Raw genomic sequence first — 21,927 nt, 5'->3', positions numbered from 1 at the left:
CAAGGGACGGTCAAGTTTTTTATGTCTATTAGATGTTTTAGTCAGGGAAAACGATTATCAGTATTGGTAGTCAATACAAATTTTTAGTCAAATCATTTTTAACAGTTGAGTAATTGCCCCTTTTATTCGTAATGAGTTTTTACGAATGAAAAACGTATTATTTTATTTTGCAATTTTGTTACTGAGCGTTACGGTTTCAGCTCAAGAAAAACAGACAGATTCTATCTCGGATAAAGCTGAAAAGCTCGACGAGGTTTTAGTAAAATCCGGGCGAGTAGAAGCAGATTCGCCTATTACACATTCTAATCTATCTAAAGAGGAATTAGCAACTCGTAATCTGGGACAAGACATTCCTATTCTATTAAATTATTTGCCAGGTGTTGTAACAGCTAGTGATGCTGGAGCTGGAGTTGGATATACATATATCCGTGTAAGAGGTAGCGATGCATCAAGAGTAAATGTAACCCTTAATGGGATCCCATTTAATGACGCTGAGAGTCAAGGTACATTTTGGGTAAATTTACCTGATTTTGCTTCTTCTGTAGAAAACCTTCAACTTCAACGGGGAGTGGGCACGTCTACCAATGGTTCCGGAGCGTTTGGAGCAAGTTTGAATTTATTAACCGATGCAGTGTCTAAGACTGCTAGTGCTGAGATTGGAAATTCCTTTGGATCATTTGCGACGAGACGTCATAATCTTAAGTTCAGTACCGGATTATTGAATGATAATATAGAAATAGCAGGGCGTTTGTCGGCTATTGCTTCTGATGGTTATATAGATCGAGCATCTTCTGATCTAAAATCATACTTTTTACAAGGTTCTTATGTAGATAATAATACTTTAATTAAGGCAATGACCTTTGGAGGGCATAATATTACGTATCAATCTTGGTTTGGAATTGATGAAGACCTTTTAGCAACAGATCGAACTTTTAATCCGGCTGGTCAATATACTGATGAAGATGGAAATACTCGTTTTTATGATAATGAAGTGGATGATTATAAGCAGGATCACTATCAACTACATTGGAATCAAAAGTATAACAATCACTGGTCTACAAATGTAGGTCTTAATTATACTTATGGAAGGGGTTTCTTTGAGCAATATAAAGAAGATGAAGAATTTTCTGATTACGATTTTACACCAATTGTCATTGGAGGAGAAACTATCAATACTACAGACCTTATCAGACGAAGATGGTTAGATAATGATTTTTATGTAATAAACGCTACGGCAAATTATAAAAATAACAATCTGGATGTTGATTTTGGTGCTTTTTATAGCCTCTATGATGGAGATCATTTTGGGGAAGTGATTTGGGCCCAAAATGCAGGAGGATCAGAAATCAGGGATAATTATTATTTCGGAAATGGGACAAAAAATGAATTTACCGTTTTTGGGAAAACTACATATAGAGTTAATAGCAAATGGAGCGCATTTTTGGACTTACAAGGTCGGTTTGTAGGATATGAAACAACGGGTTTAACATCTGATCGCGTTCCATTAGAAGTAGATGAAAACTATGATTTCTTTAACCCAAAATTAGGAGCTACTTTTCAGATAAATACCTCTAATCAATTATATGCTTCGTATGCTCGTGCTAATAGAGAACCAAGAAGAAGTGATTTTGAAGTTGGAATCGATAAAGCAGAAACACTAAACGACATTGAATTAGGCTGGCGCTTTTCTAAAAAGACTACCACTGTTAATGCTAATCTATATTATATGTGGTATCAAAATCAACTAGTGTTAACAGGTGCATTAGATGATGTAGGAGCGCCCGTTAGAGCAAGTATTGATCAAAGTTATAGATTAGGATTAGAAATTGAGGCAGATATCGATCCGATGAATAAAATAACACTTAGACCTAATATTGCAATCAGTGTTAATAAAAATAAAGATTACATAACTTCTATAGATGGTGTAGAGGTAAATCTAGGGGATACCAACATCTCTTTTTCCCCTAGCCTAGTGGCAGGTAATGCCTTTATTTATAATCCCATAAAATCTTTACAGATTGGATTGCTTTCAAAGTTTGTAGGAGAACAGTACATGGGTAATTTGGACTTACAAGAATCAAAATTAGACAGTTTCTTTGTAAACGACCTTAATATTATCTATGAGATAAAAAATTTACCTGTATTTAAATCTATAGTTTTAACAGGACTTGTAAATAATATCTTTGATGTTGAGTATGTGCCAAATGGATATTTCGGGTCTTTTACATTTGATGATGCAACTAGTCCTACTGGAACCAGAACCGGTTATTTTACTGGTTTTTACCCTCAAGCGGGAATCAATTTCTTAGTTGGGGCAACATTGAAATTTTAATATAAAAAGATGTAGAAAAAATCTGATTTCTTAGTATAGTTTTATGGGTTTTACTACTTTTATAAAATAAACTTTAGGGGTGTATCTGCCTTAGGCGGATTCTGAGAAATACCCTTTGAACCTGATGCGGTTAGTACCGACGAAGGGAAAAGTTAATATCGCATAATTATATATGTGGTTTATCTTCCCTGTCTACCATCAGGTAGATTAAAATTGGTAATGACAACCTAAAGTTTATGGATTTAATCAAAAAAAGATGACCGTAAACGTTAACAATCAATCAAAATCTATTCTCAAAGATAGCACCGTCATAAAATTGTTAGAACAATTAGATATTGTTTCTAAAGGAATTGCTGTGGCTATAAATGATGAAGTTGTTTCTAAAGAAAGTTGGGATCATGTTCTGATACAAAATGATGATCAGATAACAATTATACAAGCTACTCAAGGAGGGTGATTAATGGACAACTATCAAGTTTGAATTAAATAGAATAAAAACTAAGGGCTTTCTGCTAAAAGCTATTGCCAAAACACATAATTATGAAGAAAAAAGATACTGCACCACAAGGAAATGTGATTTCTACAAAACCATTCCCTAATTCTAAAAAAATCTATGTACCAGGAAATATTCATCCACAAATTAATGTGGCAATGCGAGAGATAGCATTGGAGGATACAACTGACAGTTTTAGTGGAAAGAAAACACCTAATCAACCTGTAACAGTGTATGACACTAGTGGTCCGTATACAGATCCTTCTAAAGAAATTAATGTACATAATGGTATTGAGCCTATACGAGAACAATGGGTTTTAGACCGTGGTGATGTAGAAGAATTAGACAGTTTTTCTTCAGAATATTGTAATGAAAGATTAAACGATTCTAGTTTAGATCATTTACGCTTTAATCACTTACGCAAACCAAAGCGAGCTAAAGCAGGAAAGAATGTTTCGCAGATGTATTATGCAAAACAAGGAATCATTACTCCTGAGATGGAATATGTAGCTATTCGCGAAAATCAAAAGTTACAAGAGACAAAACGTTTGTCTACACAACATCCTGGGCAAGATTTTGGAGCCAGTATTCCTGATGTGATTACACCAGAGTTTGTAAGAGAAGAAGTTGCAAGAGGTAGAGCAGTAATTCCTTCTAATATTAATCATCCAGAGAGTGAGCCAATGATTTTGGGGCGTAACTTTTTGGTAAAAATCAATGCTAATATCGGTAATTCTGCGACTACCTCGAGTATTGAAGAAGAAGTAGAAAAAGCGGTTTGGGCATGTCGCTGGGGAGCTGATAATATTATGGATCTTTCTACGGGGAAAAATATTCATGAAACCCGAGAATGGATTATTCGTAACTCACCGGTTCCTATCGGAACAGTTCCTATCTATCAGGCTTTAGAAAAAGTAAATGGCAAAGCCGAAGATCTGACCTGGGAGATCTTTAAAGATACATTAATCGAGCAGGCAGAACAAGGAGTAGATTATTTTACAATCCATGCCGGAGTGCGCTTGGCATATGTGCCGATGACTGCCAAACGAATTACAGGAATCGTTTCTCGAGGAGGATCAATTATGGCAAAATGGTGTCTCGCACATCATAAAGAAAGTTTCTTATATACACATTTCGAAGAGATTTGTGAAATTATGAAAGCTTATGATGTAGCATTCTCTCTCGGGGATGGATTACGTCCAGGTTGTATTGCAGATGCTAATGACGAAGCTCAGTTTGCAGAGTTAGAAACTCTTGGAGAATTAACAAAAATTGCTTGGAAGCATGATGTGCAAACCTTTATAGAGGGGCCTGGTCACGTACCAATGCACATGATTAAAGCCAATATGGATAAGCAATTAGAAGCTTGTGGAGAAGCGCCTTTTTATACATTAGGACCTTTAACAACAGATATTGCACCGGGATATGATCATATTACTTCTGGAATTGGTGCTGCAATGATCGGTTGGTACGGAACTGCAATGTTATGTTATGTAACACCAAAAGAGCATTTAGGCTTACCAAATAAAGAGGATGTACGTACTGGAGTAATTACATATAAGTTAGCAGCACATGCAGCAGACTTGGCTAAAGGGCATCCGGGAGCACAGCATAGAGATGATGCATTAAGTAAAGCACGTTTTGAGTTCCGTTGGGAAGATCAGTTTAATCTGGCATTAGATCCTGAAAGAGCAAGAGAATATCACGATGAAACACTGCCGGCAGAAGGAGCTAAAATTGCTCATTTCTGTAGTATGTGTGGTCCAAAATTCTGTTCTATGAAGATTTCTCAAGAAGTAAGAGATTATGCTGCGAAGAAAGAAATAGATGGTCAAAAAGCATTAGAAGAGGGAATGCAGGAAAAAGCAGAAGAGTTTAAAGAAAAAGGAAGCGAAGTATATCTATAGCAACAGCTATCGACTACCGGGTATCAGAATCACCGAAACCCGATACCCGACAACTGATACCCGATACCAAAAAAAATGATTATAGTACTCACATCAGAGAAACCATTGCCAAACGAAGCACAGCAAATCAACAATTTGTTCGACGCTGGTTTGGAAATATTACACTTGCGTAAACCAAGTTTTACAATTGATGGATATCGTGCATTGTTAGATCAAATTGACACAAAGTATCATAATCGAATTATGACACATCAGTTTCCAGAGTTAACAATAGATTATAGATTACGTGGCATCCATTTACAAGAACAGGCCCGATTAGATCTAGAAGATGCACTTAATGTAACTGTGCAGGTATATAAAAACAAAGGATTTTCAGTAACGAGCTCTTTTCATTCTAAAGAGGATATAGTAGCATGTCAAGCTGATTTTGAATATGTCTTGTTAAGTCCTGTCTTTGGATCTATTTCAAAAAAAGGATATGAAGGTAAAGGTTTTGAAGTTCATGAGCTAGAAGCAAAAGTGATTGGAATGGGGGGAATTAATCAAGACACCTTACAAGCAACTTTTGATCTAGGATTCAAAGGTGTTGGAGTTTTAGGAGGAATATGGAATACAAATGATTCTTTAGAAAGTTTTAAAGCGATTTATAATAAACTAAAAACAATAAAATAGTTTAAGCTAACCCAAAAAAAGGTATAAATGAATCTATTTTGTCAGTCTGAACTTGTCGAAGATATATTGAAAATCAAATGTATAATAACTTCGACAAGCTCAGTTTGACACAGAACAGATAATTTTTCAGAAAGATATATGAAAAACCGTCCTTACATATTAACCATTGCGGGTTTTGATCCATCAGGAGGAGCAGGGCTTACGGCAGATATCAAAACCATTGAGGCGTTAAAAGGATATGGATTAGCAGTTTGTACCGCAAATACAGTTCAGAGTGATGTTGAATTAATAGCTTGTCATTGGATCGATGTTGAAGTAATTAAAAGTCAAATCGAAATTTTGTTTGATCGATTTAGTATAGATTTTGTAAAAATTGGTATTGCACAAAACTGGGAGGGACTAAACGAAATCATAGATTTTTTAGTAGAGAAGAATGCTAAAGTAAAAATCATTTTAGATCCTATACTAAAATCAAGTTCAGATTTTGATTTCCATAATATGTCTCTACGAGCGGAATCAAGAAGCAGATTTGATGAGATTTTAGATAAAATTTATCTATTAACTCCTAATTATGAAGAGATTCATAAGTTGTATAATGATAAAACTATAGAAGAAGCAATCGGATATATCTGTTCTAAAACGAATTTATTTCTAAAAGGAGGACATAGAAAAGAAGCTGTTGGAAAAGATGAATTATTCACTAAAAACGGAAAGTATTTTGTAATAAACCCTAAAAGTCAGAATATTTCAGAAAAACATGGGAGTGGTTGTGTGCTCTCCTCTGCAATTATAACATATTTAGCATTAGGATTCCCATTATTAAAAGCATGCTTTAGAGGGAAACGATATACAGAGAAAGTGTTGAGCTCAAATAAAAGCTTACTAGGATATCATAGAGTGTAGAAGTTATGAAGAAAGAAGTTAAAATTTTTAAATAGAATGGATAAATCAACATCATTTGAGAGTCTAATTGTTTGGCAAAAAGCACATCAATTTGTTCTGAAAGTTTATAAGTTAACAGAGAGCTTTCCTAAATCCGAAACCTATGGCTTATCCAATCAATTTAGAAGGGCTTCAGTATCTATTCCAGCCAATATTGCAGAAGGATATAAAAAGAAAGGAACTAAAGATAAGTTGAGGTTTTTTAATATAGCGCAAGGTTCATTGGAAGAATGTAGGTATTATTTGATTCTTACAAAAGATTTAAATTATTCAGAAGGTATTTCTGAAGAAATAGACTTGATAATTGAAGTAAGCAAATTGTTAAACGGGTATTGTAAAGCGATTCTTAACTCCTTAACTTCTAAAAGCTGATGACTGGACTACAATATATCTCACAAGGAAATACTCCAAAAGAACATCTTCATAATATAGAACAGGTCTGTAAAGCTGGAGGCCGTTGGATACAACTACGCCTCAAGGATGTTGATATGGCAACATACTTAAATACAGCTTTGAAGTGCAGAGAGATTTGTGATCGATACGAAGCGATTATGATTATAAATGACAATGTTGGAGTGGCAAAAGCAGCTCAGGCAGATGGTGTACATTTAGGGTTAGAGGATATGAATCCTATAGAAGCAAGAAAAATATTAGGAGAAAATTATATCATTGGCGGCACAGCAAATACCTTAGAAAATTGTATGCAACATATAAAGGATAAGGTAGATTATGTAGGTCTCGGTCCTTTTAGATATACAAAAACCAAAAAGAAACTAAGTCCAATACTTGGCCTGGAAGGATACAAAAAAATAATATCAGAATTCAGAATTCAGAATTCAGAATTACCTATTGTAGCAATTGGAGGAATTGAAACAAAGGATATTGAAGTACTAATGCGAACAGGGGTATCCGGAATTGCAGTTTCAGGAATGCTGACAGACCAGGAAGACTTAGAACAAAAAATAAAAAATATAAAAATGCTAATAGCTAATCAGCTAGACGCTAATAGTTAAAAAGATGGATAAACTAAAAATTGCTGACAAAGAATTTTCATCACGATTATTTACAGGAACAGGAAAATTCAGTTCTTCTCAATTAATGAGAGATGCTTTATTAGCTTCGGAGAGTGAATTGATTACCGTGGCACTTAAACGTGTAGATGTTAATAGTGAAAGTGATGATATATTAAATCATTTAGATCATCCAAGAATTAATTTATTGCCTAATACTTCTGGTGTCAGAGATGCTAAAGAAGCAATTTTTGCAGCTCAGTTGGCAAGAGAAGCATTAGAAACCAATTGGGTAAAACTAGAGATTCATCCGGATCCCAAATATCTATTACCTGACCCTATTGAAACCTTAAAAGCGGCAGAGAAATTGGTTCAACTTGGTTTCGTGGTGATGCCATATATCCATGCAGATCCTGTGTTATGCAAGCGCTTAGAAGAAGTAGGCGCTCAATGTGTAATGCCATTAGGAGCACCTATAGGAAGTAACAAAGGATTAAAAACATTAGAGTTTTTAGAAATTATCATAGATCAGAGCAATGTTCCAGTGATAGTGGATGCCGGTATCGGAAGCCCTTCACATGCAGCCCATGCTATGGAAATAGGTGCAGATGCAGTCTTGGTCAATACGGCTATTGCAGTATCTCAGCAACCTGTAACGATGGCTGAAGCTTTTAAAATGGCAGTAGAAGCGGGTAGAATGGCTTATAATGCGAAACTAGCTCCTGTAAAACAACACGCAGAAGCAAGTAGCCCACTAACGAGTTTTTTGGCTAAATAGTGAAAGGGTATTGGCTGTCAGGTATCAGGTGTCAGTCTCTTGTGTATAACTATATAATAATCAATTGGCTGATACTCGATGTCCGAAACTTGATATGAGAGATTTTAAAGAATTAAAGGTGTGGAAGAAAAGTCACGAACTTTGCTTGTCAATTTATGATATAACTAAACAGTTCCCTGAAGAAGAAAGATATGGTATTATATCACAAGTAAGGAGAGCTTCGGCTTCAGTGCCAACCAATATATCAGAAGGTTGTGGACGAGATTCGAATAAGGAGTTTGCGAGGTTTTTAAGAATTGTTGGGGGATCAGTTTCGGAAGTTGAATATCTGCTAATCTTATCAAAGGATTTGAATTATATTCAAGAAGAACAAAAAATGGCTTTAATAAATCAAGTAATTTCTATAAGAAAGATGTTGTATAATTTGATTAAAGCAATTATATAATGACTAATTCTAAATACCCGACACCTGAAACCAGATACCTGAAACCTAATAGCAGTTTTAAAACCATATTCGATCAATACGACTGGGATCAAACGCTTTCAGAAATTCTTTCCAAAACAGAAGAGGATGTAACAAGAGCATTGAATAACTCAAAACGAGATCTGGAAGATTTTAAGGCATTGATCTCCCCTGCTGCAAAGCCTTATTTGGAACAAATGGCACAAATGAGTAGCCATATTACTAAAAAACGTTTCGGTAATACCATTCAGATGTATACTCCGATGTATCTGAGTAATGAGTGCCAGAACATCTGTACTTATTGTGGATTTAGTATGACTAATAAAATTCCACGTAGGACATTAACAGATGAGGAAATCATACAAGAAGTAGAATTTCTAAAATCTAAGGGGTACGATCACATTCTTTTGGTTACCGGTGAAGCAAATAAAACTGTTGGAGTAGATTATATCAATACTGCGATAAAACTTATACAATCAAAGTTTGCTAATATTACTATTGAAGTACAACCGCTGGATCAATCAGATTATGAATTATTGATAGGGAATGGTTTATATGCCGTATTAGTATATCAGGAAACCTATCATAAATCAGCATATAAAAAACATCATCCCAAAGGTCGAAAGTCTAATTTTGAGTATAGATTAGAAACTCCGGATCGATTAGGTCGATCTGGAATTCATAAAATAGGGCTGGGAGCACTTTTCGGGTTAGAAGATTGGAGAGCGGATAGTTTTTTTACAGCATTACATTTACAATATTTGCAAAAGACGTATTGGAAAACAAAGTATTCAATATCATTCCCCAGATTGAGACCACATAGTGGAGGATTGGAGCCAAAAGTGGAAATGACGGATGCTGATTTAGTACAATTAATTTGCGCATTTAGATTATTGGATGAAGATGTTGAGTTATCCATGTCTACAAGAGAGAGTGAAGTGTTTAGGGAAAACATTGTCAATTTAGGAGTAACTTCCATTAGCGCAGAATCAAAAACCAACCCAGGCGGATATGTCGTAGAACCACAATCGTTAGAACAATTCGAAATCTCGGATGAAAGACGCACAGAAGAAGTGGTGGAGATGTTAAAATCAAAAGGATTAGAGGTAGTTTGGAAAGACTGGGCCAATAATTGGAAGTAAATTGTAATATCTTTATGGATTATGCTCAATAAAGAAGAAAAAATACAATATAACCGCCATATCATCCTTGATGAGATCGGGTTAGAAGGACAAGAAAAGCTTAAATCAGCTAAAGTATTGGTTATTGGAGCTGGAGGCTTAGGTTGCCCGGTGTTACAATATCTTGCCGCTGCAGGAGTAGGTACTATTGGAATTATTGATGATGATGTAGTAGATCAAACTAATCTCCAGAGACAAATATTGTATACGATTGATGATATTGGTAAATCTAAAGCCAAAACTGTAGCAGAAAGATTATCAAAACTGAATCCTTTTGTGTTTTTTAAAGTATATGATGAAAAATTAAATACTGATAATGCCCTAGATCTTTTTTCTGATTATGATATTATTATAGATGGTAGTGATAATTTCCCGACACGATATTTGGTAAATGATGCTTGTGTACTTGCGGATAAACCGTTGGTGTTTGGTTCTATTTTTAAATTTCAAGGTCAGGTTTCAGTATTAAACTATAAAAATGGCCCTACCTATAGGTGTCTTTTTCCTGATCCTCCGGCTCCAGATGCTGTGCCTAATTGTTCTGATATTGGAGTATTAGGGGTGTTGCCGGGAATTATAGGTAGTCTTCAGGCTAATGAAGTTATTAAAATAATTACAGGAATAGGAGAAGTGCTTAATGGTAAATTATTGTATTTTGATTCACTTACTTTACAACAACAAATCCTCAGTTTCAAAAAAAATGAGGACCTAGAGATCAATCAGTTAGAAGAGAATTATAATTTTTTCTGTGGAATTAATTTAAATGTGATTGAAGAAATTTCAGTTTCAGAATTAAAAGAAAATTCAGGTAATTATCAGATCTTAGATGTTAGAAATAAGACAGAATTTGATCAATTTAATATCGGAGGGATTCATATTCCATTAAATGAAGTTTCTGAACGTATTTCAGAGATTATTTCAGAAAAACCGATTGTTGTTTGCTGTCAATCAGGTATTCGAAGTAAAAAAGCCATTGAGATTATTTCAGGACTTAGAAATGATCTCGAGTTAATTAACCTGAAACAAGGATTGTCCTTATATTAATTTGAAATAAACAAACTACTCCCTTGTAACTGAACTCTATATGGTTTTAAACCATATGGTAAACCTGATAAGGACACGCCAGTATTTAGATCGTATTTATTTTCATCCTCGCAGTTACAGGTTGATACAGAACCACTGAAGGTCTGAGTTGAACAAGAATTAGGAAAATGATTAGGGTCACTTAGTTCAAAAGCTCTAAAACCACCACTAAGTGAATTGTGAAGAATTAACCCCTTTATCCCAACACCTCCGGTTTCTACAATTACAGTATTTCCTTGGAACTCTAATTGACTAAATTGAGGTAAATTAAGATTAGCTTCGAAATTTACTGATACATTAGGTAAAAAAGGATTATCGGCACGATCATCATCCTCACAAGATAATATCATAAACATTGAAAGTACTAAAAACAAGAACCTTTTTGTGTGCATAAAATGTTACTTTATTCGATTGCCAAATTACATAAAAATATGATCTGGTTTATTTTTTTATTATATTTGTTATGTTAAAGTCCCATCTTGGTGGGATTTTTTGTATTTATATAAACGATGAAGTTATGAGCAAAGTATCTTATTACACTGCAGAAGGGCTAAAAAATTTAAGAGAAGAGCTAAATCAGCTTAAAGATATAGAAAGACCAAAGGCATCACAAGCTATTGCAGAAGCCCGAGATAAGGGAGACCTTAGTGAAAATGCTGAGTATGACGCAGCAAAAGAAGCTCAAGGGCTATTAGAAATGAGAATTTCTAAGCTGGAAGAGACACTGGCTAATGCACGATTGATAGATGAATCTCAATTAGATACATCTAAGGTTTTGATACACTCTACTGTGAAGATTAAAAATCAGACTAATGGAGCACAGATGACATACAAGTTAGTAGCTCAGAGTGAGGCTGATCTTAAATCCGGAAAAATATCTGTAGATTCTCCTATCGGAAAAGGTCTTTTAGGTAAAAGTGTAGGTGAAATAGCTGAAATTCAGGTGCCTAATGGGATTATGAAATTTGATGTTGTAGAAATTACTAGAGAATAGAAGAATTTAACATAAATATAAAAAGCCTTTCTTTAATTTTGAAGAAAGGTTTTTTTGTTATTTTTAACATGATAGAATACCCCCTATTTGTAAACCAGCTAAACAATTAATCCATGCCCACCCTGTTCACTAAAATTGTAAACGGCGAGATACCATCTTATAAGGTTGCTGAAGATGATAAATTCTTTGCCTTTTTAGACATTAATCCTAATGCCAAAGGTCATACACTCTGTATTCCGAAAAAGGAAGAGGATAAAATTTTTGACCTTGATGAAGAAACGTATGTAGAATTAATGCGTTTTTCTCGTAAAGTCGCAAAAGCACTTGAAAAAACGATTCCATGCAAACGTGTGGGAATCGCAGTGGTAGGACTCGAAGTTCAACATGTACATGTGCATTTGATTCCACTTAATGATATGAAAGAAATGACCTTTCAACATAAAGTTTCAATGTCGCAGGAAGAATTTGAAACGTTGACAGCTGAAATACAATCTAATTTGTAATGCAAGATTCAGAATTTCGATTATCTCTTCAACTTCGGATCGATTGGAGTGAGATGGACACCTATCAGCACGTGAACAACGTAAATTTCATGAAATATATGCAAAGTGCACGTGTCCAGTTTTGGGAAGTTACAGGATTAGACAGGTTGTACAAAGAAACAAAAAAAGGTCCTATGTTAGTGTCCACTAAATGTGATTTTAAGCATCCATTGTTTTTCCCCGGGAATGTGCTGATAAAGACTAAAGTCGAATTCATAAAGAATTCCAGTTTTGGTCTATTTCATAGATTATATAATGATGAAGGAGTGCTTTGTGCAGAAGGACACGATGTTGCCGTTTGCTTTGATTTTAATATTGACAAAACTTTTTCCATTACTGAAGAGCTAAGAGAAATTATGTCAAAATACTAGCCCAAGCCTATGATTTCCGGATGTTTGAGGTATAAATATCCTCCGGTTATTATTAACAGGGTTAAAAGGATTAATGCATAAGACAATCCGGTAAATTGCATAGATCCTGATTTTGGAGTAATAGTTTTTCTATGATAGTCATATACCCTTTCTATGTCCGGAGTCCAAATACCCGGAAAAATTTTGGATTCACATTTTCCACAAACAATACTTTCTATAACATTGCTTTTGGTTCTCACCATTAACTTGGATTTACGTTTCTCTTGCTTAAAAGAAAGTAGCATGCCATCATTAGAGTAACATTCCGGGCAATTATTAGTAAGTGTAGTTTCTTTAAGAACTATGTATTCGGTTTTCACTTTATTTTTGATTTGGTGTTAATGTATAACGTTCATGAATAGATAATGTTATACAGTAGCTTGTGATTTCCGAAGTGTGATTTGAAAAGTTGTCCCTTTACCAATTTCAGATCTTAGCACTTTAATCTTGCCTAAGTGATACTCTTCTATGATTCTTCTTACAAGAGATAAACCAAGTCCCCAACCTCTTGTTTTAGAAGTGTATCCAGGTTCAAAAATTTTGGCAAATTTGCTTTTAGGAATACCCTTACCAGTATCTTTTACTCTAATAAACACTCGTTTAGAATCTTCGCTAAGGTCAATGCTTAAATCTCCTTTACCGCGCATAGCATCTATAGCATTTTTAACTAGATTTTCTATAGTCCAGCTAAATAGTTGAGAGTTTAAAGAAACCATAATAGGATGATCTGGTAGATCAAGTGAGAAATTAATCAGTTTAGAGCTTCGGGTTTGTAAATAAGTATATGCACTACGTGTTTCTTCTACAATGTCCACTTTTTCCAAGCTTGGAACAGAACCTATTTTTGAAAAACGTTCTGTAATCACCTTAAGTCTAGAGATATCTTTTTCGATCTCTGCAATATATTCGGGATTTACCTGTTCGGTTTTCAGAATTTCGTTCCAACCAATCAATGAAGAAAGTGGTGTTCCTATTTGATGAGCAGTTTCTTTAGCCATACCAGCCCATAATTTGTTTTGCTGGCTTATTTTTGAAGTAGTGAAAAAGAAATAAATCACCCCAATTAATAAAAATATAATTAAAGCAATAGCAATTGGGTAATATTTCAGTTTTTTTAAGATTCCCGAGTTACCGTAATTAATATATTGAACTGTTCCTTTTAAGTCCAGTACTATAGGCTCATTTTCTGAATTCATTTCCATCAAATATGCTTTTGCTTTTTCTTCATCTTCAATAATGCTTTGAGGAACATTTTTGAAATAATCTGAATCCAGATTACCTAAAGAATCTCTAATCATACTGTTTTTTGAATCCGTAATAATAAATGGGATGGTGTTATTTGTACCGCTTATGATTAATGATAATTCTAAATAATCATCCTCCTGTAAACTATTTAAAGCTTTATACGATTGAGCCCAGGTCTGCATTTTGATGTCCTCATCTTCTTTTAGCCTTTGTAAAAAAAGTGAAGTATTCCATAAAACTAAACCGGTTATGACCAAAACAGCAATAATGATAAAATAACTTGCTAGATTACGCTCATCGGATAAATTCATAAAGGAGTAGTGTTAACTTAATCTTAAAGTATAAACGTTTTTCTGCTGTTTTATTGCCCGTGAATTAGGAGGAGTAATTGTAAAACAGGAATAACTTTTAGACCCTAAACTTTAATTATCTTTGTGTTGAAGATATAAAAATATGATAACAATTGATCCGACACAAGTCGCAATCGGAAAATTACACGGAACACTTCTTGGTGCAATTGGTCCAAGGCCTATAGCTTTTGCAAGTACAATTGATGAAAATGAGAACCCAAACCTTTCTCCATTTAGCTTCTTTAACGTGTTTAGTGCTAATCCTCCTATCTTGATTTTTTCTCCGGCACGTAGGGTAAGAGATAATACAGTAAAGCATACTTTAGAAAATGCCAAAACTACTAAAGAAGTGGTTATAAATATTGTAAATTATGATATGGTACAGCAAATGTCTTTGTCAAGCACAGAATATCCTGAGGGAGTTAATGAGTTTGAAAAATCAGGGCTTACTATGGTAGCTTCAGAAAAAGTGAAGCCATATAGAGTAGGAGAATCTCCGGTACAATTGGAATGCAAAGTAAATGAAATCCTTCCTATGGGAGAACAAGGCGGTGCTGGTAATTTGATTATCTGTGAGGTACTTTTAATTCATGTAAAACAAGAGGTTCTTGGTGATGATGGAAGAATTGATCAATATAAAATAGACCAAGTAGCCCGTATGGGTGGTAATTGGTATTCTCGTGCTAATATGGGAATGTTCGAAGTGCCCAAACCCCTGAGTACAATAGGGATTGGAGTGGATTCATTGCCAGAAAGTATTAGAAATAGTAAGGTGTTAACAGGAAACGATTTGGGTAAGTTAGGTAATGTAGAGCAAATACCAACAGAAGTAGAAGCATCAACATTTGTTAATAACAATACTAATATTAAGGTTAAAATTCAGGATGCTAACCTGATAGAAATTCATAAATTTGCAAAGCAATATCTAGATCAGGATGATGTAGATACTGCTTGGAACATTTTATCAGCAAAAAAATAGATATTAAGATGGAAGTACAAGGTAAAGTAAAGATGGTCGGTGAGACACAAACCTTTGGAAGTAATGGTTTTAGAAAGCGTGAGATCGTAGTCACTACAGATGAACAATATCCACAACATATTATGGTAGAATTTATTCAGGATAAATGTGATCTTTTGAATAATTTCCAGGTAGGACAAGACGTAAAAATAAGTATTAATCTACGTGGTCGTGAATGGGTGAACCCACAAGGAGAGACTAAATATTTTAACTCTATCCAGGGATGGAGAATCGAAAGTTTACAAGCTGCTGCTCCTGCTGCAGGGATTCCTCCAACACCACCGGCAGAGGCTTTTGAACCAGCGACAGATTTCTCTGAAGAAGATCATGACGACTTACCATTCTAAATTGGTAGCACACACATAATTGTTTAAGAAGCAAAAAGTCCGATACCATAAGTGTCGGACTTTTCATATTGTGGGTTTTAGGTTAACCTTTTAATAAAACTCAAAAAAGCAATGATGAACAAAATTTATCTTAAAAGGTCCTAACAAATATTACGATTTTTTTGGTCAATTCAAACAACTAATTGATATTTAACGTTGTAGAAACCCTTGCTATTCAGTTTTGTATATTGTTAAAAAAACTTTAGAATTTCCACCAGTATCGTATGCCGATGTCCATGGATTATTGGCATTAGGAGGAGATTTATCTGTAGAAAGATTGTTGTTGGCGTATCGCAGTGGAATTTTTCCTTGGTACAATGAGGACCAACCAATTTTATGGTTTAGCCCGGATCCAAGAATGGTTTTGTTTCCCGAAGAACTGAAAGTGAGTAAAAGTATGCATCAGCTTTTGCGAAAAGCATATTTTGAAGTTACCTTTAATACAGATTTTAAAAGTGTCATACAAAACTGTGCATCAGTTGAGCGTCCTGATCAGGAAGGTACTTGGATTAATAATGATATGAAAGAGGCTTATATACAGCTTCACGAATTAGGACATGCTTTATCGGTTGAAGTGTGGAAGGACTCAGAATTGGTTGGTGGGTTGTATGGTATTTGGTTAGAGGATAAAAAAGTGTTTTGCGGGGAGAGTATGTTTGCAAAAGCCAGTAATGCTTCTAAGTACGGTTTTATCAAATTAGTAGAATGGTTGCAGGAAAAAGAAGTAAAGCTCATAGATTGTCAGGTGTATACGGATCATTTGGCAAGTTTGGGAGCCAAAGAGATTCCCAGAGAGGAGTTTATTAAGTTTTTAAAGTAGTATTATTAAAATTCAGCTATGATTGTTCATAATTTAGGGTTAGAGAATTCGGTTTTAAATCAATTTATAGCAGAACTTAGAGATGTAGAGGTACAAAAGGATGCTATGCGTTTTAGAAAAAATATCGAACGTATAGGAGAAGTGCTAGGGTATGAACTGAGTAAAACCTTAAATTTTGAAAATAGAATTGTACAAACCCCTCTAGGAACTAAACAGGTATCAGTGCCAATAAATAGTCTTGTTTTATGTTCAATTTTACGAGCAGGATTACCATTACATAATGGCTTGCTGAATTATTTTGATAAAGCAGAGAATGCTTTTATTTCAGCATATAGAGATCACCATAATGGTAATGATGATTTTGAGGTTGTGGTAAATTATTTAGCTTCACCCTCATTAGAGAATAAAACTTTGATATTAGCAGATCCAATGCTTGCTACCGGAAAAACTCTGGAAAACACTTTTGAAGCTATGAAAGGGCACGGAACTCCTGAACAAATTCATATCGTTTCGGTAATAGGATCAGAGGCAGGAGTGGCGTATGCTAGTAAGACTTTCCCAGAGAATACGCACTTATGGATTGCAGCTGTTGATGAGGGGTTAAATGATAAAAGTTATATCGTCCCCGGTCTAGGAGATGCTGGGGATTTATCTTTTGGGGTAAAAATATAAATGCAGATTGTTTTTATCCTTTATAGTCTTTGGATAACTTCTTAAGTACTTTCATTGCTTTTTTTTCATCTTTTATATGTACAAAAATATGATCGTGATAATAACCGGCAATCACATTACAACTAATATTATGTTTGGCTAATTCTGCAGAAAATATAGCCGTTAGGCCAACAGCATCTAGTGAAGAGTGAATCTTAAGAGTAATCCAGGATGCTATATATTGATATGGCAAGTTGAATTGATCAGCTTTTTGACGTTCTAGAATAATTGTTACTCCCTCTTTTTCTTTAAACTCACCAATGATCTGATCTCTGGGAATGGAATCTGTATTTGTCACGGTAGAAAATACATATTCACCGGCCTGCAATTCAGGAGACATGCTTGTAATTAGCTCTGTTAAATTGGTTTCTCCGGCCATTTTTAAACTTGATTGTATCTAAAACATTCTACAGTATGATCATTAACCATCCCAATGGCTTGCATAAAAGCATATATCACGGTTGAACCTACAAACTTAAAGCCACGTTTTTTTAGATCTTTACTGATCTTATCAGAAATTTCAGTGTTGGCAGGGCAATCTTTATGATGCTTCCAGCTATTTTTAATGGGTTTACCATCTACAAAACTCCAAATATAGGTATCAAAACTGCCAAACTCCTCCTGAATTTTCATAAAAAGCTGAGCATTAGTGATTGCAGAATTTACTTTTAGCTTATTACGGATGATTCCAGCATTTTGAAGTAACTCTTGTTTTTTAGCTTCAGAATAATTAGCAATACGCTTATAATCAAAATTATCAAAAGCAATTCTAAAATTATCACGTTTTCGAAGGATGGTAATCCAGCTCAATCCAGCCTGAAACGTCTCTAATACCAGAAATTCAAATAAAAGTTGTTCATCGTGCAAAGGAGTTCCCCACTCATTATCATGGTAGGCTTCATATAAAGGGTCTCCGATACACCAGCCACATTTGTGTTTTTGCATAAAGTTAGATTTGAGATATAAATATATTACTTTCGTCATAAAATATACTTTGTAAGTTTTAGAAATTATAAACGTCATATATCATAACATTTATGAATAGACTATGGAAACGAAAACGATGACTATAAAAGAATTAATAACACAAGGAATCTCAGATTCTTATACATATCAGGAGTATAGAAGTTTAGTAAATGATTTATTAACTGAAGATAAGTCTACAGGTCATGAGCAATCAGAAGCACTAACAAATTATAGTATGCTTAATGATCGAAGAATGAAAAGATTGGATAAAACCTTAAAAGTTAATGGAGCTGTTGCTGAAAAATTCGCAAATACAGAAACCAATGTAACTTGGCTCGTATTGACAGAAGGCTGGTGTGGTGATGCTGCCCATTCTATACCAGTTATGAATAAATTGGCCGAATTAAATGAAGGGATTGATTTAAAAATTGTTTTACGGGATGATCACGATGAATTGATGAATAACTTTTTAACGAATGGAGGAAAATCCATACCTAAACTAGTTGCGATAGATAAGGAAACCAAAGAAGTTTTAAATACTTGGGGACCTCGACCATCTACTGCTACACAAATGGTAAATGAGTATAAGGCACAGCATGGTAGTTTGGATCCTGAATTTAAAGAAGATTTACAAATCTGGTACAATAAAAACAAAGGTGTAAATATTGCAGAGGATTTATCAAATATCCTTTAGTTACTATAGTTAAAGTAGTAAGTCACTAGCCCTTGTTGCTCTTCAATAGAGGATCGCGAAAACAAGGCTTGTCTCGCGTATTTCATAGCATTATCAAATAGGCATTCATTTCGGGTCGTAGAATTTCTTTTGTCAATCTTTGTGTTGATGACATAGCCATTTTGATTCACCTTTATTTTTACTACTACTTTTCCACTACCATTACACGTATAAACAGGGTTAGGTATTTTACCCATTAACTCTCGCCCTTTTAGACTCCAGCTAGAAGAACTGTATTTACTATTAGTTTCCTCAGGTTCTGGTTTTGGCTTTTCTTCTTTAGCTTCTTCTATTGCAGGTTGTTCTTCTTCAGGTGTCTCGTCTGTTTGCTCTTCCTCTTCTGCTTCAGTTAAGGACTTAATACGTTCTTCAATCTCATCGTGATCTTCAAAATCTTCATTATAAGCATTATGGGTTCTTTTGGATGCAATTAACTCTCGATCTTCTTGAGGCTGTGGTTCTTCTTCCTCTTTTGTAAGTTCTTCAAGCAATTCCTCAGGAATCTCCATTAGTATTTCAGATTGCTCCTTTTGCTTAGCCATCATATTAATATTATAGAGACTTAATACAAAAATCCCCATCAACATCGATGTGATAATCAGAGCTTTATGTTTTTCTATAAATTCCATAGGTATCTATAACTAGTTTTGTTATGTAATATTTTATACCGCTTCGATTTTTGTCGGCAACTGATTTTCAAAATCTTCCACGGTAATTGCATCTTCAACTGAGAAGTCTCCTATTTTAGTTCTTCTTAGAGCACTTAAATGAGCTCCGCTATTCAATGCTTTTCCAAAATCGTGTGCTAACGATCGGATATAAGTTCCTTTACTACATGTTACTCTGAAATCTACTTCAGGAAGCTCTATTCTTGTGATTTCGAATTCATCAATTCGTATTTTCCGAGATTCGACTTTTACTTCAGAACCTTCTCGGGCATACTCATATAATCGTTTGCCGTCTTTTTTTAAAGCAGAAAAAACAGGCGGATATTGATCGATTTCTCCAATAAACTGAGTTGTAGCTTCTTTTATGGTTGATTCGGAAATATGATCTATCGAAAATGTTTGGTTAATTTCTGTCTCTAAGTCATAAGAAGGTGTTGTTCCACCTAATGTGATTGTTCCTGTATATTCTTTTTCTAGCCCTTGAAACTCCTGAATGCGTTTGGTATATTTACCTGTACAGATTACTAATAAACCGGATGCTAAAGGATCTAAAGTTCCGGCATGCCCAACTTTGATTTTTTTAATCCTAAAAGTTTTACGAATGAGCCAACGAAGTTTGTTTACAACCTGGAAAGAAGTCCATTGCAGTGGTTTGTCGATCAAAATAATTTGACCGTCTTTATAGTCTTGTTCGGTTAACATTTTTGCGGGGCTATTTAGTAAAACCAAAAATGATGGCTAATAAGCCAACAAGTATACAATATACGGCAAAATAAGTTAATTTGCTCTTTTTAACTAAGGAAATCATCCACGTACAAGCAAAAAGACCTGAAATAAATGCCGCAATAAAACCAATACCAATAGCAACACTGTTTTCTGAAGAAAAACTAAGCTCACCACTTAATAAGTCCTTAGCTATTTTACCGAAAATCAACGGAATAACCATCAAGAATGAAAATCGAGCGGCTTTAGTTTTGTCATTGCCTAATAATACAGAAGTGGAAATAGTCGCTCCACTTCGAGAAATTCCCGGTAACATGGCTATAGCCTGGGCAATACCAATTACAAACGCGTTGGAACTACTCACCGGTTTTAGAGTACCTTTAGCTTTATCGGCAAACCATAAAAGTGCAGCAGTAATAAGTAGCATAAAACCTACAAACATTACATTACCACCAAAAAGTTGCTCTAGTTGTTCTTCAAAAAATAAACCAACCAGTACAGCAGGAATCATAGAAATTATAATCTTTAGAGAAAATAGAGTCTCTTCATTTTTTTTGAATTTAAAGAGTCCTTTAATAATTCTGAAAATATCTTTTCTAAAAACAACAATAGTACTTAATGCTGTGGCAAAATGTAAAACTACGGTAAAAAGCAAAGACTCTTCTGGGACACTTTCATCACCAAGTATAGCTTTACCAAGTTCCAAATGTCCGCTGGAAGAAACAGGTAAGAATTCGGTAAGACCTTGAATAACTCCTAGAATGATTGCATCAATAATTTCCATGTAGAATGGTTTTTAAAATTCGATGCAAATATATAATTACCGTAAGATAAAATGTTTAATTACTGATCTTTCTTATTATCCGGATTAAGTAAAATAGCATATACTTCGATGCCAAAACCAATCAACACAACCATTGGAGCCAATCGAATCCTTCTAAAATTGTAGATATCCGGATTAAATACATTAGGATCATCACTTCCTCCGCCGGCCATAAGAATAAACCCTAAAGCAATCACTGCAATACCAATTGCCATTACTATGTAATTCTTTTTTCCAAAAACAAAATCTGGTTTATGAGGTGTATTGTTATTTTGTGGTTTGCTCATGAGTATCGTTTATAATTTCATTAAAAATGACGCTATCATCAATTATTAACTTAGAAACATGGCCCATATTGCCATCGGGGGTAAATATAGTCCATCTTTTAATAGGATACAAAGTAACAGTTTTATTCAGAATATCTGTTTTTAATTGCTCTATAGTTAAGCTAAGTTGTAAACCCCGATTGATATAATAGTAATGATCATCATTCTCTAATGTGATTACAATATCAAAACCAGATCCTTCCTGGATATTAATTACTCTGCCACTGATTTCCATTACATCGTCAGGTTCTACATTTCGAACAGGTCTGAATGTCTGAATTGCAACTGCCATAAATGCCAGAAAAAGAACAAAAACAATCAAAAACCATATTTTACCAATCTTACCCATAC

At 34.5% G+C, this 21,927-nt stretch carries 29 protein-coding genes and 1 riboswitch; of the genes, 19 read left to right on the top strand and 10 right to left on the bottom strand.

Annotation, left to right across the window (positions count from 1 at the left end; translation table 11 throughout):
- Positions 1-145 precede the first annotated feature (145 nt).
- The 11 genes from J8M14_RS06880 (at position 146) to J8M14_RS06830 (ending at position 10,822) form a co-directional block, all read left to right on the top strand.
- Positions 146-2,332, top strand: a complete 2,187-nt coding sequence (locus tag J8M14_RS06880; protein WP_211073863.1) for a TonB-dependent receptor — start codon at positions 146-148, stop codon at positions 2,330-2,332.
- A 65-nt stretch (positions 2,333-2,397) separates the two neighbouring features.
- A riboswitch (TPP riboswitch) is annotated at positions 2,398-2,497 on the top strand.
- Between the two features lie 91 nt (positions 2,498-2,588).
- A complete protein-coding gene (gene thiS / locus J8M14_RS06875) occupies positions 2,589-2,789 on the top strand; it encodes a sulfur carrier protein ThiS (RefSeq protein ID WP_211073862.1) in 201 nt (66 codons plus the stop codon).
- Between the two features lie 83 nt (positions 2,790-2,872).
- Positions 2,873-4,732 carry a phosphomethylpyrimidine synthase ThiC gene (gene thiC, locus J8M14_RS06870; RefSeq protein ID WP_211073861.1) on the top strand — a complete coding sequence of 620 codons (1,860 nt, stop codon included), beginning with the start codon at positions 2,873-2,875 and terminating at the stop codon, positions 4,730-4,732.
- A 75-nt stretch (positions 4,733-4,807) separates the two neighbouring features.
- A complete protein-coding gene (locus J8M14_RS06865) occupies positions 4,808-5,404 on the top strand; it encodes a thiamine phosphate synthase (RefSeq protein ID WP_211073860.1) in 597 nt (198 codons plus the stop codon).
- Between the two features lie 138 nt (positions 5,405-5,542).
- Complete coding sequence (locus J8M14_RS06860; protein WP_211073859.1) at positions 5,543-6,307, top strand: hydroxymethylpyrimidine/phosphomethylpyrimidine kinase; 765 nt, start codon at positions 5,543-5,545, stop codon at positions 6,305-6,307.
- A gap of 36 nt (positions 6,308-6,343) precedes the next feature.
- A complete protein-coding gene (locus J8M14_RS06855) occupies positions 6,344-6,718 on the top strand; it encodes a four helix bundle protein (RefSeq protein ID WP_211073858.1) in 375 nt (124 codons plus the stop codon).
- Positions 6,718-7,359, top strand: a complete 642-nt coding sequence (locus J8M14_RS06850; RefSeq protein ID WP_211073857.1) for a thiamine phosphate synthase — start codon at positions 6,718-6,720, stop codon at positions 7,357-7,359. Before J8M14_RS06855 ends, J8M14_RS06850 begins: the two co-directional genes overlap by 1 nt.
- Before the next feature lie 4 nt (positions 7,360-7,363).
- On the top strand, positions 7,364-8,134 hold the full coding sequence (locus J8M14_RS06845) for a thiazole synthase (RefSeq protein ID WP_211073856.1): 771 nt from the start codon (positions 7,364-7,366) through the stop codon (positions 8,132-8,134).
- A 94-nt stretch (positions 8,135-8,228) separates the two neighbouring features.
- The gene (locus tag J8M14_RS06840) at positions 8,229-8,579 is read left to right on the top strand and encodes a four helix bundle protein (protein ID WP_211073855.1); all 351 of its coding nucleotides are present in this window, start codon (positions 8,229-8,231) and stop codon (positions 8,577-8,579) included.
- The gene (gene thiH, locus J8M14_RS06835) at positions 8,579-9,739 is read left to right on the top strand and encodes a 2-iminoacetate synthase ThiH (RefSeq protein ID WP_211073854.1); all 1,161 of its coding nucleotides are present in this window, start codon (positions 8,579-8,581) and stop codon (positions 9,737-9,739) included. The genes J8M14_RS06840 and thiH overlap by 1 nt, the downstream gene beginning before the upstream one ends.
- A 21-nt stretch (positions 9,740-9,760) precedes the next feature.
- Complete coding sequence (locus J8M14_RS06830; protein WP_247672572.1) at positions 9,761-10,822, top strand: HesA/MoeB/ThiF family protein; 1,062 nt, start codon at positions 9,761-9,763, stop codon at positions 10,820-10,822.
- On the opposite strand, the gene J8M14_RS06825 is transcribed toward J8M14_RS06830, so the two are convergent.
- On the bottom strand, positions 10,819-11,253 hold the full coding sequence (locus J8M14_RS06825; protein WP_211073853.1) for a hypothetical protein: 435 nt from the start codon (positions 11,251-11,253) through the stop codon (positions 10,819-10,821). The two genes, J8M14_RS06830 and J8M14_RS06825, sit on opposite strands and share 4 nt — an antisense overlap.
- A 125-nt stretch (positions 11,254-11,378) precedes the next feature.
- Here J8M14_RS06825 and greA point away from each other — a divergent pair, with 125 nt between their 5' ends.
- From greA to J8M14_RS06810, 3 genes are all read left to right on the top strand, one after another.
- Positions 11,379-11,855: a transcription elongation factor GreA gene (gene greA / locus J8M14_RS06820; protein WP_211073852.1), complete on the top strand. Its 477-nt coding sequence runs from the start codon at positions 11,379-11,381 to the stop codon at positions 11,853-11,855.
- A gap of 113 nt (positions 11,856-11,968) precedes the next feature.
- The gene (locus tag J8M14_RS06815; protein WP_211073851.1) at positions 11,969-12,358 is read left to right on the top strand and encodes an HIT domain-containing protein; all 390 of its coding nucleotides are present in this window, start codon (positions 11,969-11,971) and stop codon (positions 12,356-12,358) included.
- Positions 12,358-12,768, top strand: coding sequence for an acyl-CoA thioesterase (locus tag J8M14_RS06810; protein ID WP_211073850.1), 411 nt, complete (start codon positions 12,358-12,360; stop codon positions 12,766-12,768). Before J8M14_RS06815 ends, J8M14_RS06810 begins: the two co-directional genes overlap by 1 nt.
- Here J8M14_RS06810 and J8M14_RS06805 read toward each other — a convergent pair.
- Positions 12,765-13,127 carry a hypothetical protein gene (locus J8M14_RS06805; RefSeq protein ID WP_211073849.1) on the bottom strand — a complete coding sequence of 121 codons (363 nt, stop codon included), beginning with the start codon at positions 13,125-13,127 and terminating at the stop codon, positions 12,765-12,767. The two genes, J8M14_RS06810 and J8M14_RS06805, sit on opposite strands and share 4 nt — an antisense overlap.
- 48 nt (positions 13,128-13,175) lie before the next feature.
- Positions 13,176-14,363: a HAMP domain-containing sensor histidine kinase gene (locus J8M14_RS06800; protein WP_211073848.1), complete on the bottom strand. Its 1,188-nt coding sequence runs from the start codon at positions 14,361-14,363 to the stop codon at positions 13,176-13,178.
- A gap of 142 nt (positions 14,364-14,505) precedes the next feature.
- Here J8M14_RS06800 and J8M14_RS06795 point away from each other — a divergent pair, with 142 nt between their 5' ends.
- The 4 genes from J8M14_RS06795 to upp all read left to right on the top strand — a co-directional run bounded on the left by J8M14_RS06795 (position 14,506) and on the right by upp (position 17,298).
- Complete coding sequence (locus tag J8M14_RS06795; RefSeq protein WP_211073847.1) at positions 14,506-15,381, top strand: flavin reductase family protein; 876 nt, start codon at positions 14,506-14,508, stop codon at positions 15,379-15,381.
- An 8-nt stretch (positions 15,382-15,389) separates the two neighbouring features.
- Positions 15,390-15,767 (top strand): DUF3127 domain-containing protein, encoded by a 378-nt coding sequence (locus tag J8M14_RS06790; protein WP_211073846.1) that lies wholly within the window; start codon positions 15,390-15,392, stop codon positions 15,765-15,767.
- A gap of 220 nt (positions 15,768-15,987) precedes the next feature.
- Positions 15,988-16,626: a leucyl/phenylalanyl-tRNA--protein transferase gene (aat, locus tag J8M14_RS06785; RefSeq protein WP_211073845.1), complete on the top strand. Its 639-nt coding sequence runs from the start codon at positions 15,988-15,990 to the stop codon at positions 16,624-16,626.
- Between the two features lie 18 nt (positions 16,627-16,644).
- Positions 16,645-17,298 carry a uracil phosphoribosyltransferase gene (gene upp / locus J8M14_RS06780; protein WP_211073844.1) on the top strand — a complete coding sequence of 218 codons (654 nt, stop codon included), beginning with the start codon at positions 16,645-16,647 and terminating at the stop codon, positions 17,296-17,298.
- A 13-nt stretch (positions 17,299-17,311) separates the two neighbouring features.
- Here upp and J8M14_RS06775 read toward each other — a convergent pair whose 3' ends face one another.
- Together J8M14_RS06775 and J8M14_RS06770 are read right to left on the bottom strand one after the other, a co-directional pair.
- Positions 17,312-17,716 carry an ACT domain-containing protein gene (locus J8M14_RS06775; protein ID WP_211073843.1) on the bottom strand — a complete coding sequence of 135 codons (405 nt, stop codon included), beginning with the start codon at positions 17,714-17,716 and terminating at the stop codon, positions 17,312-17,314.
- 2 nt (positions 17,717-17,718) lie between these two features.
- Positions 17,719-18,282 (bottom strand): DNA-3-methyladenine glycosylase I, encoded by a 564-nt coding sequence (locus J8M14_RS06770; protein WP_211073842.1) that lies wholly within the window; start codon positions 18,280-18,282, stop codon positions 17,719-17,721.
- A gap of 103 nt (positions 18,283-18,385) precedes the next feature.
- On the opposite strand from J8M14_RS06770, the gene J8M14_RS06765 reads away from it, so the two are divergent.
- Positions 18,386-18,997, top strand: coding sequence for a thioredoxin family protein (locus J8M14_RS06765; RefSeq protein ID WP_211073841.1), 612 nt, complete (start codon positions 18,386-18,388; stop codon positions 18,995-18,997).
- Here the strand turns inward: J8M14_RS06765 and J8M14_RS06760 are convergent.
- The 5 genes from J8M14_RS06760 to J8M14_RS06740 are packed head-to-tail and all read right to left on the bottom strand — an operon-like array spanning position 18,994 to position 21,925.
- Complete coding sequence (locus J8M14_RS06760; RefSeq protein ID WP_211073840.1) at positions 18,994-19,665, bottom strand: hypothetical protein; 672 nt, start codon at positions 19,663-19,665, stop codon at positions 18,994-18,996. The two genes, J8M14_RS06765 and J8M14_RS06760, sit on opposite strands and share 4 nt — an antisense overlap.
- A gap of 33 nt (positions 19,666-19,698) precedes the next feature.
- Complete coding sequence (gene truB, locus J8M14_RS06755) at positions 19,699-20,406, bottom strand: tRNA pseudouridine(55) synthase TruB (RefSeq protein ID WP_211073839.1); 708 nt, start codon at positions 20,404-20,406, stop codon at positions 19,699-19,701.
- Positions 20,407-20,416: 10 nt separating this feature from the next.
- Complete coding sequence (locus tag J8M14_RS06750) at positions 20,417-21,211, bottom strand: undecaprenyl-diphosphate phosphatase (RefSeq protein ID WP_211073838.1); 795 nt, start codon at positions 21,209-21,211, stop codon at positions 20,417-20,419.
- Positions 21,212-21,270: 59 nt separating this feature from the next.
- On the bottom strand, positions 21,271-21,537 hold the full coding sequence (locus J8M14_RS06745) for a DUF3098 domain-containing protein (protein ID WP_211073837.1): 267 nt from the start codon (positions 21,535-21,537) through the stop codon (positions 21,271-21,273).
- Complete coding sequence (locus J8M14_RS06740; protein WP_211073836.1) at positions 21,518-21,925, bottom strand: hypothetical protein; 408 nt, start codon at positions 21,923-21,925, stop codon at positions 21,518-21,520. The genes J8M14_RS06745 and J8M14_RS06740 overlap by 20 nt, the downstream gene beginning before the upstream one ends.
- Between the last annotated feature and the right edge of the window lie 2 nt (positions 21,926-21,927).

This window comes from Aquimarina sp. MMG016, assembly GCF_018100805.1.
Classification (GTDB): domain Bacteria; phylum Bacteroidota; class Bacteroidia; order Flavobacteriales; family Flavobacteriaceae; genus Aquimarina.
The sequence above is the reverse complement of the archived record's forward strand: the minus strand, read 5'-3'. Positions and strand labels throughout refer to the sequence as shown.

Excerpts from the sequence above, each read along its gene's own strand:
- J8M14_RS06880 (WP_211073863.1), top strand. The coding sequence starts at position 146 with ATGAAAAACGTATTATTTTATTTTGCAATTTTGTTACTGAGCGTTACG.
- thiS (WP_211073862.1), top strand. The coding sequence starts at position 2,589 with ATGACCGTAAACGTTAACAATCAATCAAAATCTATTCTCAAAGATAGC.
- thiC (WP_211073861.1), top strand. The coding sequence starts at position 2,873 with ATGAAGAAAAAAGATACTGCACCACAAGGAAATGTGATTTCTACAAAA.
- J8M14_RS06865 (WP_211073860.1), top strand. The coding sequence starts at position 4,808 with ATGATTATAGTACTCACATCAGAGAAACCATTGCCAAACGAAGCACAG.
- J8M14_RS06860 (WP_211073859.1), top strand. The coding sequence starts at position 5,543 with ATGAAAAACCGTCCTTACATATTAACCATTGCGGGTTTTGATCCATCA.
- J8M14_RS06855 (WP_211073858.1), top strand. The coding sequence starts at position 6,344 with ATGGATAAATCAACATCATTTGAGAGTCTAATTGTTTGGCAAAAAGCA.
- J8M14_RS06850 (WP_211073857.1), top strand. The coding sequence starts at position 6,718 with ATGACTGGACTACAATATATCTCACAAGGAAATACTCCAAAAGAACAT.
- J8M14_RS06845 (WP_211073856.1), top strand. The coding sequence starts at position 7,364 with ATGGATAAACTAAAAATTGCTGACAAAGAATTTTCATCACGATTATTT.
- J8M14_RS06840 (WP_211073855.1), top strand. The coding sequence starts at position 8,229 with ATGAGAGATTTTAAAGAATTAAAGGTGTGGAAGAAAAGTCACGAACTT.
- thiH (WP_211073854.1), top strand. The coding sequence starts at position 8,579 with ATGACTAATTCTAAATACCCGACACCTGAAACCAGATACCTGAAACCT.
- J8M14_RS06830 (WP_247672572.1), top strand. The coding sequence starts at position 9,761 with ATGCTCAATAAAGAAGAAAAAATACAATATAACCGCCATATCATCCTT.
- J8M14_RS06825 (WP_211073853.1), bottom strand. The coding sequence starts at position 11,253 with ATGCACACAAAAAGGTTCTTGTTTTTAGTACTTTCAATGTTTATGATA.
- greA (WP_211073852.1), top strand. The coding sequence starts at position 11,379 with ATGAGCAAAGTATCTTATTACACTGCAGAAGGGCTAAAAAATTTAAGA.
- J8M14_RS06815 (WP_211073851.1), top strand. The coding sequence starts at position 11,969 with ATGCCCACCCTGTTCACTAAAATTGTAAACGGCGAGATACCATCTTAT.
- J8M14_RS06810 (WP_211073850.1), top strand. The coding sequence starts at position 12,358 with ATGCAAGATTCAGAATTTCGATTATCTCTTCAACTTCGGATCGATTGG.
- J8M14_RS06800 (WP_211073848.1), bottom strand. The coding sequence starts at position 14,363 with ATGAATTTATCCGATGAGCGTAATCTAGCAAGTTATTTTATCATTATT.
- J8M14_RS06795 (WP_211073847.1), top strand. The coding sequence starts at position 14,506 with ATGATAACAATTGATCCGACACAAGTCGCAATCGGAAAATTACACGGA.
- J8M14_RS06790 (WP_211073846.1), top strand. The coding sequence starts at position 15,390 with ATGGAAGTACAAGGTAAAGTAAAGATGGTCGGTGAGACACAAACCTTT.
- upp (WP_211073844.1), top strand. The coding sequence starts at position 16,645 with ATGATTGTTCATAATTTAGGGTTAGAGAATTCGGTTTTAAATCAATTT.
- J8M14_RS06775 (WP_211073843.1), bottom strand. The coding sequence starts at position 17,716 with ATGGCCGGAGAAACCAATTTAACAGAGCTAATTACAAGCATGTCTCCT.
- J8M14_RS06770 (WP_211073842.1), bottom strand. The coding sequence starts at position 18,282 with ATGCAAAAACACAAATGTGGCTGGTGTATCGGAGACCCTTTATATGAA.
- J8M14_RS06765 (WP_211073841.1), top strand. The coding sequence starts at position 18,386 with ATGGAAACGAAAACGATGACTATAAAAGAATTAATAACACAAGGAATC.
- J8M14_RS06760 (WP_211073840.1), bottom strand. The coding sequence starts at position 19,665 with ATGGAATTTATAGAAAAACATAAAGCTCTGATTATCACATCGATGTTG.
- truB (WP_211073839.1), bottom strand. The coding sequence starts at position 20,406 with ATGTTAACCGAACAAGACTATAAAGACGGTCAAATTATTTTGATCGAC.
- J8M14_RS06750 (WP_211073838.1), bottom strand. The coding sequence starts at position 21,211 with ATGGAAATTATTGATGCAATCATTCTAGGAGTTATTCAAGGTCTTACC.
- J8M14_RS06745 (WP_211073837.1), bottom strand. The coding sequence starts at position 21,537 with ATGAGCAAACCACAAAATAACAATACACCTCATAAACCAGATTTTGTT.
- J8M14_RS06740 (WP_211073836.1), bottom strand. The coding sequence starts at position 21,925 with ATGGGTAAGATTGGTAAAATATGGTTTTTGATTGTTTTTGTTCTTTTT.